Here is a 13,667-nt window from a genome sequence, read left to right on the forward strand (position 1 = left end):
GTATGGTGCAATATTATATTATTGATGATGATGCCAGTATTGTTAAGATATTGACTAACTTGATTGAAGAAAATGAGTTAGGTGAAATAATAGGAAGTTCTAATGATGGAGAAACAGCTCTTAGAGAAATAATGGTTTGCAATCCTGATATTGTGTTAGTTGATCTGCTTCTACCTAAATTAGATGGGAATAGTTTAGTAAGAGAAATAAAGTTATTAAACCCTAGGATTAAGTTTATCATGATTTCTCAGGTATCAAATGCAAAGTTAATAGAAGAATCTTATAATTCTGGGATTGAGTTTTTTATTAGTAAACCTATCAACAAAATTGAGGTGGAAAAAGTTACAAGTAAGGTGGCAGAGAAAATCGAAGTTGAAAATATGCTTGATGGTATAAAGAAAGTATTTAAAGACGTTAGCCCTGAAAAGAAATCACAAGACAATAATATTAAAATAATAAAGCATATTCTAGGTAGGTTTGGTATGTTAGGTGAAAAAGGAACGAATGATATTATTAAAATTTGTATGTACCTATTGGAGACAAAAAAATCATTTGATGAATGTAATTTTAACGAATTAAGTTCTATGCTTGGAGATAACCCTAAAACAGTACAACAAAGAATAAGAAGAGCAATTAAAATTGGATTAACCAATCTTGCATATATAGGAATAGAAGATTATTATAATGAAAGTTTTCAGGATTATTCTAAGGGTATGTTTGATTTTGTAAGTGTTAAAGCTGAAATGGATTATATAAAGGGAAAGAATAAAACAGGAGGCAAGGTAATAATAAGTAAGTTTTTTGAAGGATTGTTATTGCAGTGTGAAGACTACTAAAAATTTGCTGAATATTAAGTGTAAAGTTTTACATGTTGTGGTTGTATAAGTATAATATCAAATAAAATGCTTTTGAAAATTCAGAATTTTTAAAAGCATTTTATTTTTTTGATTAAATATTTTGAAGCAATCTGAAGCAGCCTGAAGCATTTTGTAGTCGGTCTAGTATAATCAATTATGAAATTACTAGTATAATTAATTTCAATTTATTCAATTGAAAAACTAATTATTCAAATAAATTAATTGTATGTTTTTCATTTATATTTATAGGATACATTCTTTGGGAGATAAGAAAATATAAGAATTCTACATAAAGATTATTTATAAACATCAAAGAAATGAATTTAATTTTTTAAAGTGAATCATAAAGGATACCTTCATACATTACTTGCTTATAACACATATTTCATATTGAGTGAAGAAAAGCCTTTTGATATAGTTAAAAACCATAGATCTATAATAGGTTATAACTTTTACAGTTAGTTGTAATCATATTTTTTAAGGGAGGTTATTATATGAACTTATTTGCTAGAAAAAAAGACGTAAATTCTATTTTAGACAATAATAAAAATAATTCTCTAGAAAGGTCTTTAGGTGCATTTGATGTAACATTGATGAGTATTGGAGCAACAATTGGAACTGGAGTAATGGTACTAGCAGGTGTTGTGGCTGCAAGAGATGCAGGTCCTGCCGTAGTTTTGTCATTTATTGCGTCTGCAATTGCTTGCACTCTTGTAGCTTTGTGTTATTCTGAATTTGCATCATCAATTCCAACATCAGGAAGCGCATATGCCTATATCTATGTATCATTAGGTGAATTTATTGCTCATTTAGTTGGTTGGTCACTTTTTATTGGGTATACAGTGTGTGCTGCAACTGTAGCTAGTGGTTGGTCATCATATTTCAACAGTTTACTAAAACAATTTGGAATTAAGTTACCAGGTGCTTTTGTAAATATCCCAAGCCAGGGAGGATTAATAAATATTCCAGCAGTAGTTATAGTATTGGTTATCACTCTTCTTCTATCAAGAGGAACTAAGGAAAGCAAAAAGATAAATAATGTTATGGTGTTTACAAAACTTGGTGTTATAGCTCTATTTATAGTTGTAGGTGCATTCTTTGTGAAGCCAGTGAGATGGCAGCCATTTATGCCATTTGGTTTTAAAGGCGTATTTGCTGGTGCAGCATCTGTATTTCTTGCTTTTGCAGGTTTTGATGCGGTTTCAACTTCTGCTGAAGAGGTAAAAAATCCTCAAAAAAACCTACCAATAGGTATTATTGCTTCAATGATAGGATGTGCGCTTATATATGTTATAGTTAGTTTGATTTTAACAGGAATGGTTCATTATACAAAGCTAAATGTTGGTGATGCTATGGCCTATGCATTAAGTTCTGTAGGTCAAGGTTGGGCAGCCTCCTTACTTTCAGTAGGAGCAGTTATAGGAATTTTAGCAGTTATACTTGCATACGTTTACGGAGCGTCACGTATATTATTTTCAATGAGTCGTGATGGATTACTTCCTAGAAAATACTGTAGTGTAAATAAAAAAACAAACGTTCCTGTATTTTCAACTTGGGTAGTAGGATGTCTAAGTGCTTTATTAAGTGGTGTTGCAGATATAAAGCAATTGGCTGATATTACAAATATGGTTCTTCTAGCAACATTTTCACTTGTAGCAATATCTATAATTATTCTAAGAAAAACTCATCCAAAATTAGAGAGAAGTTTTAAAGTACCTTTAGTTCCAGTATTGCCTCTAATAGCAGTAGCATGTTGCGTATTTCTTATGTTTAGTTTATCAAAAACAACATGGTTATATTTTGGAATATGGGTTGCGTTAGGGGTAGTTGTTTACGGAGTATATTCACATAAAAATAGCTTATTACAAAGTGAAAGTAGCTATAATGAGTATACTAGCAAAAAGGTGATTAATTAACTAATATAATTATTTATGTGTATGAATAAAACACCTATGTTCAATTAGAACATAGGTGTTTTTAATGAAATATTAACATGCATTTTTTACTTTTGTGTAATGAATACAGTAGTCATTTTATTAAATTAAAAATATAACATGATCAACAGTTAGCTGTAGCCTTTTGCTTTATGTTATGAGTATTCCATGTAAATGATAAGAAAAATATTGCTAAAACACATGAAATAAGTAACATTATAAAGCCACCATTCCAACTAAATTTATCTACAATAGATCCCATAGCCATTTCGGCTAAAACTTCTCCGCCCATATATCCAAATAATCCTGTAAATCCAGCTGCTGTTCCAGCTGCTTTCTTTGGTACAAGGTCCAGGGCACTAACTCCTATTAACATAACAGGTCCATATATTAATGCACCAATAGATGCCAATGCACAATTTATAGCTAAAGGGCTTGTACTTTTCCAGTATACAGCTGTTGCTATTGCAACACCAACCATACATATTATTCCTATTGGAGCACGTCTGCCATTAAAAATATGATCGCTAATCCATCCAACTATTATAGTTCCTGGAATTGCTGCATATTCAAATAATGCAAATGCTATAGATGAATCTTTTGTGCTAAAGTGTCTTACTTCTTGAAGATATGTTGGTACCCAGTTTATAACACCATATCTAACCAAGTAAACGAAAACGTTTGCTAAAGCGATACACCATAAGAGTTTATTGTTAAATACGTATTTAAATAATATTTCTTTTGCTGAAAGTTCTGCTTCTACATTTTCTACATTTTCTTCAACTTCAGGATAATCATTTCTATATTCTTCTATTGGAGGTAATCCAACAGATTGAGGGGTATCTCGTGCAAATATCATGTATACAAATCCACCTATAATTGCGATTAATCCAGGTAAGTAAAATGATCCTTTCCATGTTCCGAAAAGGGATACACCAATTAAAACGATAGTTGCTATAAAGCCACCACCTATATTATGTGCTGTGTTCCATATAGACATTTTAACTCCACGTTCATTGTCCGAGAACCAATGAGTCATTATTCTTCCACATGGAGGCCAACCCATACCTTGAGCCCAACCATTTAGTAACATTAATATAAACATAAGTGTGATATTTGGAGCATTAGGTATAAATAGATTAACCACTCCAGACAATATAAGGCCTATAGCTAGAAAAAATCTAGGATTAGATCTATCAGAGACATTTCCCATAACAAACTTACTTATTCCATAGGCAAATCCTAGAGCGGAAGCTACGAAACCGATTTCGGTTTTTGTAAACCCTTGATGAATAAAATACACTTTAGCTAGTGCAAAGTTACTTCTTACAAAATAGTAAATGAAATATCCAAAATAAATGCTTAAAAACATTTGTAAACGGTATCTTTTATAAGCTGACGGTATTTTATCTTCGGGCATTCTTGCGATGTGTGGTGCTGGTTTTAAAAAATTCAACATAAACAATTCCTCCTTTTGTAAAAAAAGTCAAGCAAATAACAAAGGTTAACAATGCGAATAACCTCTATTTTTGCTCGACTCTAAATCTCTTAAGCAATCAATATTTCATTTAACCCAATAATAACATACGTGACTAATTATGTCAATAATTATCATATTAGGAATGATTTGAGCAAATATTAATATAAATTACTTATATTAATTTTTATGGACTTTTATGATTAAGATATAACTGTAATTTAAATTTTTTTATGAATTGACATAATACAACATGGTTACTATAATTGTAATAATCGTATATGATATAAAAGATTTTGATTTTGTATATCTTGCAGCAGGGCCAAAAGGAACTGCTTTAAAGATAGAGCCCTTAAGCATTCAAGGACTTACTAATGCTGAATGGGTAGATGTGTGCGAAGAATAAATAATTTTTAAGAAAAGAGGTATATTTATGATTGATGTTTGTTTGCTTGGATGTGGTGGTAATGTGCCAACACCAGATAGGAATCTTACCTCTTTATTAGTATCTTATAAAGGGAAAAAAATTTTAATAGATTGCGGAGAAGGTACTCAGGTATCTATGAAAGTTTTAGGTTGGGGATTTAAAGATATAAGTGTAATTTGTTTTACACATTATCATGCTGATCATGTGATTGGTCTCCCTGGACTTTTGCTTACTATAGCAAATTCTGGTCGAAGAGAACCTTTATACATAGTTGGACCAGAAGGACTAAGAGAAGTAGTAAAAGGGATTACAGTGGTAGCTCCAGTGCTTCCGTATTATGTAGAGTTAATAGAACTTCCAACTAATGATAGAAGCTATTTTGAAGATAAGATAATTCAGATTTGTGACATAGAGTTGAGGGCACAGCCTGTATATCATACTATGCCTTGCCTTGCTTACAGTATAAATATAAATAGAAGTAAAAAATTTAATGTTGAAAAAGCAAAGCTTAATAACGTGCCTTTAAAGTTATGGAACTTACTGCAAAAAGGGGAAAGTATAAAACAAGGAGGAAAAACCTATACGCCAGATATGGTTTTGGGAGAAGATCGTAGAGGACTAAAGTTAAGTTATTGTACAGATACTAGACCTACAGAAGAACTTGTTTCTTTTGTAAAAGAATCCGATATATTCGTGTGTGAAGGAATGTATGGAGATGATGAAAAACTTTCAAAAGCATTAGAAAATAGGCATATGCTTTTTTCAGAAGCAGCTTCGATTGCAAAAGCAGCTAAGGTAAAGGAACTATGGCTTACTCACTTTAGTCCTTCCCTTGTAAATCCTGAAGATTATATTTTAAGTGCAACAAACATATTTGAAAATACATTTTTGGGTAAAGATAGAAAAGTATCAACTTTAAATTTTAAATAATTTTATAAAAGTATTATGTTTTTCTAGTTATATATTTTGAATATTAAGGTCAAAAAAATGTGTAGCAGCTGGTTTATATATGCCCTTATCATATACACACCAGCTGCTAAGTAGATCCTAATTCAATAAGCTCATTTTCAGATATTTGAATCCTAACAACCATCCTTTCTGTAGCAATTGTCTAAAATCCTGACTAAGAATAACAGGTAAATAGAAAAATTACTTTTATTGATCTCTGTTTAACCTAACAATACCATTCAATACTTTAATTTAATATATTAAAAAAATATACTTATAGAAAATTAGAATAGAAACATTAAAATTAAGGGAATATATTATTTGAATCAGAACCTACTAGACATAACATTAAATGCCCATTGGTGTATCCCTCTTCTTTCTACAGATTAAAATATTGAACAAAAGTTTAAAATTTTGGTGGTATCACCCCAATCTTATTTATTATCAATAGATATGTTCTTATGTTTATAGGTTAGCTATTGATTAATTAAATAATACTATATCTGCTGAAAAAAGTCAATATTCTGAATAGAACAATTATTTTCAATTTGAAGAGAATGATATGAATATTAAAGGAGCGAAAATTTTATGAATCAGCAAGTGATTAAAGATGTTAAAAATTTAATGCTTAGATTTAATGAAGATGATGTACTATCCTTATCTTCTCAGCTTGCGTATAGCTTAATATTTGCTTTTTTTCCATTTTTAATATTTCTTATGACTGTATTAGGATATAGTTCTATTAATAGTGCAGACGTGTTAGCAGGATTAAATAAGGTTATTCCAAGGAATGCTTTAGAATTAATTAAAAGTACTATAGTAGAAGTTGTAGACTATAAAAATCCTCATTTGTTGTCTTTTAGTTTAATTTTTACCATATGGTCGGCTTCAAGTGGATTTAACGCTGTTATTAAAGGGTTGAATAAGGCTTATGACGAGTTAGAACATAGAAGTTTTTTGAAAGTTCAATTTGTAGCAATATTATGCACTATAGGATTAGTGATTGCAATATTTACTATGATTTTTTTACTGGTTTTTGGTCAAATAGTCGGAAATGCTTTAGCTTTTAACCTTGGGTTTTCAGAGGAGTTTAAAATTGTGTGGAATGTAGTAAGATACATTATTATTATTATACTAACCACTTTTATTTTAGCGGCATTATATCATTATACGCCTTGTAGAAGGCTTACCTGGAAAGAAGTTAGTGCTGGTGCAGTATTTGCTACCATCGGATTAATACTAGTGTCAATTGGTTTTGCATTTTATGTAAACAATTTTGGGAATTATTCTAAAATATATGGAAGCATTGGTGCTGTAATAATATTGTTAACCTGGCTATTTCTTTTATCAATTACTGTGGTTATGGGAGGGGAATTAAATGCAACATTAGCCTTTGATAGAGAAGGAAAAGAAAAATTTCCTGAAAAAAGTTTTTAAAGAGGTTGGTTTAATATTGGTACCAGCCTTTTTATTTTTGTAGTTTTAAATTTTTGTTTGATTTATGAATGTGTATAAATTTTTTTTAAGTTAATAATAATATAAAGTGTGTGTCTAAAGTAAAAAACTTATTCTAGAAGGTGATAGATTGAAGCGTAAGGATTACATGAGAAAGGTTTATAAAAACTTTTATGATTTTATAACAGAATGTTCTAGTAAGGAGCTGGAATACTTTATTTTGAACTCTAGTTTTACCACAGATTTTAATACAAAAATAAAGCAATTGATTGAAGATATAGAAAGTGAAGGAAAGAGTAACATAGAAGCCACAATAATATTTAGTACAAAAGGTGAAATAGCTCTAATAGATAGTTACATAATAGGAAGGCATGTAGCCAATAACTATAAAATTTACATGGAACAACAGTATAAACAAAATTCCTTAAACAAAATAGTTCATTACATAGTAAATAGTAATAAAAAGTCTAAAAAGGACTTTTTAATATTATCTTTTGTAGAATTATATAATACATTAGAAAGTATATATTGTGACATAAAGTGCAAAAAGGAAATGGTAGATAGATATAAAGAGTCTTATAATTTAAAAAAGTATGAAAATGATAACTGTGTAGTAATAATTGCAGTAATATTAATATTGGAAGATATATGTAAATATATGAGTATAGAAGAAGAGATTTTAGTAGAGGCTATTGATTTTCAGGTAAATAAATTGTAGTCAAGGTATTTTAAGTTTCGACAATACTAACTGGATAATTATGAAAATAATTACAGTAAAGGAATTTAAAAGTTGATGGATTTGGTATTACAGGCTTTTTAATGTCATATAAAAGAGATAACTTATAATTGCCCTTATCATGAAATGACATATTTTTTTAAAAGTATGTGCTAATATAGTGTTGAAGTTAATTACGGGGGGGCAAAATCATGGTAGTAGAAAATCTGGCTAGAACTCAGAAGACAGAAAAAGTAAGGTATGATTATTTTTACAGACTACTAAAAAATGAAATTTCAATAACATATGGAACAGATACTGTAAAACTACAGTCTTATGGTATTGAAGTTGAAAGACAGGATTTTGTAGATAATAAGTTAATGAACATAGAAAGGGATTCCGTTAAGAGTATAAGTACCCAAAGATATAAGGTTCATAATTTATTAAAAATGTTATATGATAATTTGGTATCACCTATACACTTAATAGAAGTATTGGGTGAAAATATTGATGAATATATAGTTGATTTTGATAAAGAAATAAAATATATTGCTTATTAGAGCATTTACAGAATAAAGAGGAAAAAGTCCTCTTTTTTTCTTTTGAATACTAAGTTAATGCAATAGTTCAGACTTTAAAAATAAATAATTTTATCTTATTATATTAAGTAAGGATATTTAAATACATGTTTAATTAAACACGGGGGTGATATTTTGATTTTGGGTGTTGGGATAGACATTGTTGAGATAAGAAGAATTAAAGAAGCTATGGAGAAACATACAAATTTCATAGATAGATTATTTAGCAAGAATGAAATAGAATATTTTAAAGTAAGAAACTTAAGGGCCGAATTTGTGGCTGGAAGGTTTGCTGCAAAGGAGGCTGTAGTTAAGGCTATGGGTACTGGGTTTAGTGGATTTGAAATTAAAGATATTGAAATAGACAGGACAGCGTCAGGAAAACCTATAGTAGTTCTAAGAGGCAAAGCTAAGATGATAGCGCAAAAGTATGGAGATTACAAGATTCATGTAAGTATATCTCACAGCTTAGATAACGCTGTAGCTTATGCTGTAATGGAGGTGGATAAGTTTGAAGATTGCAACATCAGAAATAATAAATAAAATAGATAGTTACTGCATAAATGAATTAAAAATACCTGGAATTGTTCTAATGGAGAATGCAGCTTTAAAAGTTATAAAAAATATAGAATTGGATAAGTATGAAAGCTTTTGCATAGTGTGTACTAAAGGCAACAATGGTGGGGATGGATTCGCAATAGCTAGACACCTACATATTTTGAGTAAAAAGGTGCAAGTTTTTTTAGTTGGCGGAAAAGATAATATGAAGCCTGATTGTAAAGTTAACTATGATATATTAAAAAGTATAGGAGTTAAAATAAACAAAGTAGACAATTTAGAAGATGTTAATGAACTAAGAGAGTGTGTGGAAAGAAACGAAGTAACTATAGATGCAATTTTTGGAACAGGATTATCAAGAAATGTAGAAGGTATATATGAATCAGTTATATCTATAATTAATGAGAATAGTAAGTATATTATATCCGTAGATGTACCATCTGGGTTCGATAGTAATACGGGTAAGGTATTAGGAAACTGCATAAAAGCTGATAAAACAGTATCCTTTGAGATGTATAAAAAAGGATTTTTAAATTATGGAACAGATAAGGTTACTGGAAAAATAGTTATAGAAAAAATAGGGATACCCCAAAATGTTGTAAGCAAATTTCATAATAATGAATTTATTATGGATAGCAGCATGATAAAAAGTAATTTAGTAAAGAGAAATAAGTATTGTCATAAAGGGGATTATGGAAAGGTTACTATTTTTGCAGGATCAAAAGGATTTACAGGAGCAGCATATATTTGTACTGAAGGTGCTGTAAGAAGTGGATCAGGACTTGTAACATTGTGCTGCAACAGCGAAATTCAGCCTATATTAAGTTCTAAATTAGTAGAAGCTATGACTGTTTTAATTGAAGAAGAAAATAGAGTTGAAGAACTTATATGTAAAAGTGATGTTATAGCTATAGGCCCAGGAATGGGAAACAATGAAGATACTCTTAATATACTAAAGAAGATTATAAATAAGGCCGAGAATCCGGTAGTTATAGATGCAGATGCGATAAACGTATTGGAAGGACACCTGGATGTTTTAAAGCATAGAAAATGTGAAATTGTCTTAACACCTCATTTTGGAGAGATGTCAAGAATAACAGGTTTATCTATAGATTATGTAAAGGAGAATAGATTAGAAGTAGCACAAAAGTTTGCTAAAGAAAATAAAGTTATAGTACTTTTAAAAGGATACAATACTATAATTACAGATGGTAACAGCATTATGATAAATCCTACAGGAAATAGTTCTATGGCCTCAGGTGGAATGGGTGATTGTCTTACTGGAATGGTAGCTTCATTTATAGGTCAGGGATATGGAACTATGAATTCGGCTTGTATTGCAGCCTTTATTCACGGATATTGTGGTGAAACATTATCAAAAGAAATGTTTTGTGTAAATGCAACACATATATTAAACAATATACCATTTGTGATTAAAAAACTGCAAAAATAGTAAATAATCTATAAACCTTATAGAATATAAAAAGACATAGAAGAATATTATTAATAGTGAAATTGATACTCTGTTGCAAATTTTTTTCAGGAGGAATAAAATGAGAAGTAAACTATTAATATTGACTACTATGTTTTTTTTATTTTTTTTGTTGTTATCAGGTTGTAAGGATAATGGAATCAGCTCAGAAAAAATTATTAATAATTTAAAGAATCTAGATAGCTATAGTTGTGATATAGATATGAAAATAGAAAATGATAAACAAGTTGTAAATTATAAAGGAAAGCAATTTTACGATAAAAGATATGGATATAGGTTTGAGCTTGAAAATAATAGAATTATGATATATAAAGATAATAGCATAGTTGTAAAAGATTTAAAAAATGGATTTAAGTACAGTACAGATAAGAATTTTGATAGTGTTTTTAAGTTAAGTTTTGTAGGGGAATACATAGGCCTTATATATACAAATGAAAAAATAAAGGTTTCTACAAAAATTATAAATAATAAAAAATATGAAGTTATATCTTTAGATATTCCGGGAAATAATAAAAATATTAGCAAGGCTGATTTATATGTAGATTCCCAAAATGATAAACCAGGATATTTAATTATATATGATTGGAATGGAAAAGAAAAAATTAAAGTAGAATACTCTAAATTTGATTTTAATACTAAATTAGATAAAAGTATTTTTAATGTAGATTAACAAAACGAAATTTTGCATAGATTTTTTTAGATTTAATATTACTTTATTTTGAAATAAATTTAATTTTTGAAAATTTAAGAGGCATAGTTGTTAAAAGTATTGTATAATTAGTAATATATAGAAATATAGTTTAAATTTTACTATATCAGGAAAGGTGGAGTATTTGTGTTTAGACATTTCAGGTCTACGTGGGTAGAAGTAGATTTAGATAACCTTGCATATAATATGAAAAACATTAAGGTAAAATCAAAAAGTAAAGAGTTAATAGGCGTAGTAAAAGCTGATGCTTATGGTCATGGTGCAGTAGATGTGGCTCCAGTACTTTTACAAAATGGAGCTACAAGATTAGCTGTAGCTGTATTAAGTGAAGGCATTGAACTTAGAAAAAGTGGAATTAAAGAACATATAATGATATTAGGGCTTACACCTAATACTCTAACAGATGATTTGTTAAAATATGACATAGAACCAGCAGTAACTTCTTATGAGTATGCCTATGAGTTGTCTAAAGCAGCGCATGCTATGGGTAAGATTGTAAAAATTCATGTAGCAATAGATACTGGCATGGGGAGAATTGGATTTTTACCTGATGAGAACAGCATTAAGGAAGTGTATAAAATAAGTAAGCTTCCTAATGTGGAAATAGAAAGTTTATTTTCACATTTTTGTACTGCTGACGAAAAGAACAAAGATTATTCACATAAGCAGTTTGAAAAGTATAATTGGTTTTACGGAAGGTTACAGGAAATGGGGGTAAAAATAAATATTAGAGATATAGCTAATAGTGCAGCTATAATGGAATTGCCAGAAACACATTATGAGGGGTCAAGGCCAGGAATAATACTTTATGGATATTATCCTTCAAATGAAGTTGATAAGAAAATGTTAAATATAAAACGAGTTATGACATGGAAAGCTACTGTGATGCACATAAAAGTTCTTGAAAAAGGAGAAAGTATAGGGTATGGAAGAAAGTTTACAACAGAAAGAAACAGTATTATTGCTACATTACCTATAGGATATGCAGATGGATATACTAGGCTTATGTCCGGTAAGGCAAAAGTTATAGTTAATGGAAAATTTGCTCCGGTAGTTGGAAACATCTGTATGGATCAGTGCATGATAGATGTTACAGATGTAGGAAACGTGAAAGTAGGAGATGAAGTAATACTTATGGGAAGCGATGGAAACTTAAAATTCGATGCTGATGATATAGCAGAAATGTTAGGAACAATTAATTATGAGCTGCTATGTATGATAAGTAAAAGAGTACCTAGAGTTTATATTAAGAATAATAAAATTGTAAAGGTCAGGGAATATATTAAATGTTAAATAATTTATTATAGGGTGGTGAAGAAAAAATTTCTTTGCTGCCATGAGTAATTATAAATTTACTGAAATTACATATATATAAGTAAAGCTTAAACATATAGAATTTGAATTTTGAGGGATTTTTAGCGGAGCTTATGTAAAAAATGAATGTCTATTCATTACTTTTATAAACTATAAGTTGAATTATTAGTAGTAATGAGAATGGATAAATTTATACTGAGCATAATATATTAATAAGTTACATTTGAATATAACTTTTAGAAAACTATATATTAAACTGCTTTCTGTTAATTTATACATATATATACATATTAAGTTAAGATAACATGTTTATAGTACATAATACTACAATATATTTGCAACAATAAGAGATTATTTGTAAAAAATACAAGTAGAAAAATGGGGAAAATACAGATAATTTCTTTGACATATTAATGGTATTAGGACTATAATTAGTATGTATATATTTTCGCTTAAGTTAATAGGAGGTATTAATTTGCATATGTCAAATTCAAAGAGATTAGTGGTAAACCTCTCAGAAACACTTTATAATGAATTAAATAAAGTACTTCAAGAAGATTGTAAAAAAAGCAGTGAATTTATTAGAGAAGCTATCATACTATATATTAAAGAGAAAAAAAGATCAAATATAGCAGCAATGGAAAAAGGGTATAAAGAGATGGCACAACTTAATCTAGAATTTGCAGAAATGGGCTTTGCAAATGACATGAAAGATTTTAAAGAATATGAAGCAAAGCTTTCGGAGAGTGATTTAGCTGATGACAACAATAGTAAAAAGAGGAGATATATTTTATGCTGACTTAAGCCCAGTAGTGGGGTCTGAACAAGGAGGAATAAGGCCAGTAATCATTATTCAAAATGATGTTGGTAATAAGTACAGTCCTACGGTAATAGTAGCAGCAATTACTTCTCAGATAAATAAGGCAAAACTTCCAACACATGTAGAAATTTCATCAGAAGCTTATGGACTCAATAAGGATTCGGTAGTATTGCTTGAACAGATAAGAACTCTAGATAAAAGAAGATTAAAAGAAAAGATAGGTCATATGACAGATATAGATATGAAAAAAGTTGATGATGCACTTTTAGTGAGTGTAGGATTATAATAACTTTGATATAGGAAGAATTCAATCTTCCTATTTTTTTATATATAAAAATGAAGTTTTGTGATAAAATAGTAAGTGAATTGCAATTGTTTACTTA

Annotated in this window: 14 protein-coding genes; 13 read left to right on the forward strand and 1 reads right to left on the reverse strand. The window is 29.3% G+C overall.

Annotation, left to right across the window (positions count from 1 at the left end):
- Positions 1–2: 2 nt before the first annotated feature.
- Positions 3–836 (forward strand): DNA-binding domain-containing protein, encoded by an 834-nt coding sequence (locus HBE96_RS06015; protein WP_206154845.1) that lies wholly within the window; start codon positions 3–5, stop codon positions 834–836.
- Positions 837–1,351: 515 nt separating this feature from the next.
- Positions 1,352–2,773, forward strand: a complete 1,422-nt coding sequence (locus tag HBE96_RS06020) for an amino acid permease (RefSeq protein ID WP_169296854.1) — start codon at positions 1,352–1,354, stop codon at positions 2,771–2,773.
- A gap of 142 nt (positions 2,774–2,915) precedes the next feature.
- Here HBE96_RS06020 and pgtP read toward each other — a convergent pair whose 3' ends face one another.
- Complete coding sequence (gene pgtP, locus HBE96_RS06025; RefSeq protein ID WP_169296855.1) at positions 2,916–4,250, reverse strand: phosphoglycerate transporter protein PgtP; 1,335 nt, start codon at positions 4,248–4,250, stop codon at positions 2,916–2,918.
- A 271-nt stretch (positions 4,251–4,521) separates the two neighbouring features.
- Here pgtP and HBE96_RS06030 point away from each other — a divergent pair, with 271 nt between their 5' ends.
- The 11 genes from HBE96_RS06030 (at position 4,522) to HBE96_RS06080 (ending at position 13,570) form a co-directional block, all read left to right on the forward strand.
- Positions 4,522–4,674 (forward strand): YbaK/EbsC family protein, encoded by a 153-nt coding sequence (locus HBE96_RS06030; RefSeq protein ID WP_243186842.1) that lies wholly within the window; start codon positions 4,522–4,524, stop codon positions 4,672–4,674.
- Between the two features lie 27 nt (positions 4,675–4,701).
- Entirely contained in the window at positions 4,702–5,625 is a 924-nt protein-coding gene (locus HBE96_RS06035) for a ribonuclease Z (protein ID WP_169296856.1), read from the forward strand.
- A 606-nt stretch (positions 5,626–6,231) separates the two neighbouring features.
- Positions 6,232–7,080, forward strand: coding sequence for a YihY/virulence factor BrkB family protein (locus HBE96_RS06040; RefSeq protein ID WP_169296857.1), 849 nt, complete (start codon positions 6,232–6,234; stop codon positions 7,078–7,080).
- A gap of 148 nt (positions 7,081–7,228) precedes the next feature.
- Positions 7,229–7,816 (forward strand): hypothetical protein, encoded by a 588-nt coding sequence (locus tag HBE96_RS06045; protein ID WP_169296858.1) that lies wholly within the window; start codon positions 7,229–7,231, stop codon positions 7,814–7,816.
- 209 nt (positions 7,817–8,025) lie between these two features.
- On the forward strand, positions 8,026–8,373 hold the full coding sequence (locus HBE96_RS06050) for a DUF6514 family protein (RefSeq protein WP_169296859.1): 348 nt from the start codon (positions 8,026–8,028) through the stop codon (positions 8,371–8,373).
- A 153-nt stretch (positions 8,374–8,526) separates the two neighbouring features.
- Positions 8,527–8,934: a holo-ACP synthase gene (gene acpS, locus HBE96_RS06055; RefSeq protein WP_169296860.1), complete on the forward strand. Its 408-nt coding sequence runs from the start codon at positions 8,527–8,529 to the stop codon at positions 8,932–8,934.
- Positions 8,903–10,402, forward strand: coding sequence for an NAD(P)H-hydrate dehydratase (locus HBE96_RS06060; protein ID WP_169296861.1), 1,500 nt, complete (start codon positions 8,903–8,905; stop codon positions 10,400–10,402). Before acpS ends, HBE96_RS06060 begins: the two co-directional genes overlap by 32 nt.
- A gap of 100 nt (positions 10,403–10,502) precedes the next feature.
- The gene (locus HBE96_RS06065) at positions 10,503–11,111 is read left to right on the forward strand and encodes a germination lipoprotein GerS-related protein (RefSeq protein WP_243186843.1); all 609 of its coding nucleotides are present in this window, start codon (positions 10,503–10,505) and stop codon (positions 11,109–11,111) included.
- A gap of 165 nt (positions 11,112–11,276) precedes the next feature.
- Positions 11,277–12,443, forward strand: coding sequence for an alanine racemase (gene alr, locus HBE96_RS06070; protein ID WP_169296862.1), 1,167 nt, complete (start codon positions 11,277–11,279; stop codon positions 12,441–12,443).
- 502 nt (positions 12,444–12,945) lie between these two features.
- Positions 12,946–13,263: a CopG family ribbon-helix-helix protein gene (locus HBE96_RS06075; protein WP_169296863.1), complete on the forward strand. Its 318-nt coding sequence runs from the start codon at positions 12,946–12,948 to the stop codon at positions 13,261–13,263.
- A complete protein-coding gene (locus HBE96_RS06080; RefSeq protein ID WP_007059241.1) occupies positions 13,223–13,570 on the forward strand; it encodes a type II toxin-antitoxin system PemK/MazF family toxin in 348 nt (115 codons plus the stop codon). The genes HBE96_RS06075 and HBE96_RS06080 overlap by 41 nt, the downstream gene beginning before the upstream one ends.
- Positions 13,571–13,667: the final 97 nt, after the last annotated feature.

Source organism: Clostridium muellerianum, assembly GCF_012926525.1.
In the GTDB taxonomy this organism is placed as follows: domain Bacteria; phylum Bacillota; class Clostridia; order Clostridiales; family Clostridiaceae; genus Clostridium_AM; species Clostridium_AM muellerianum.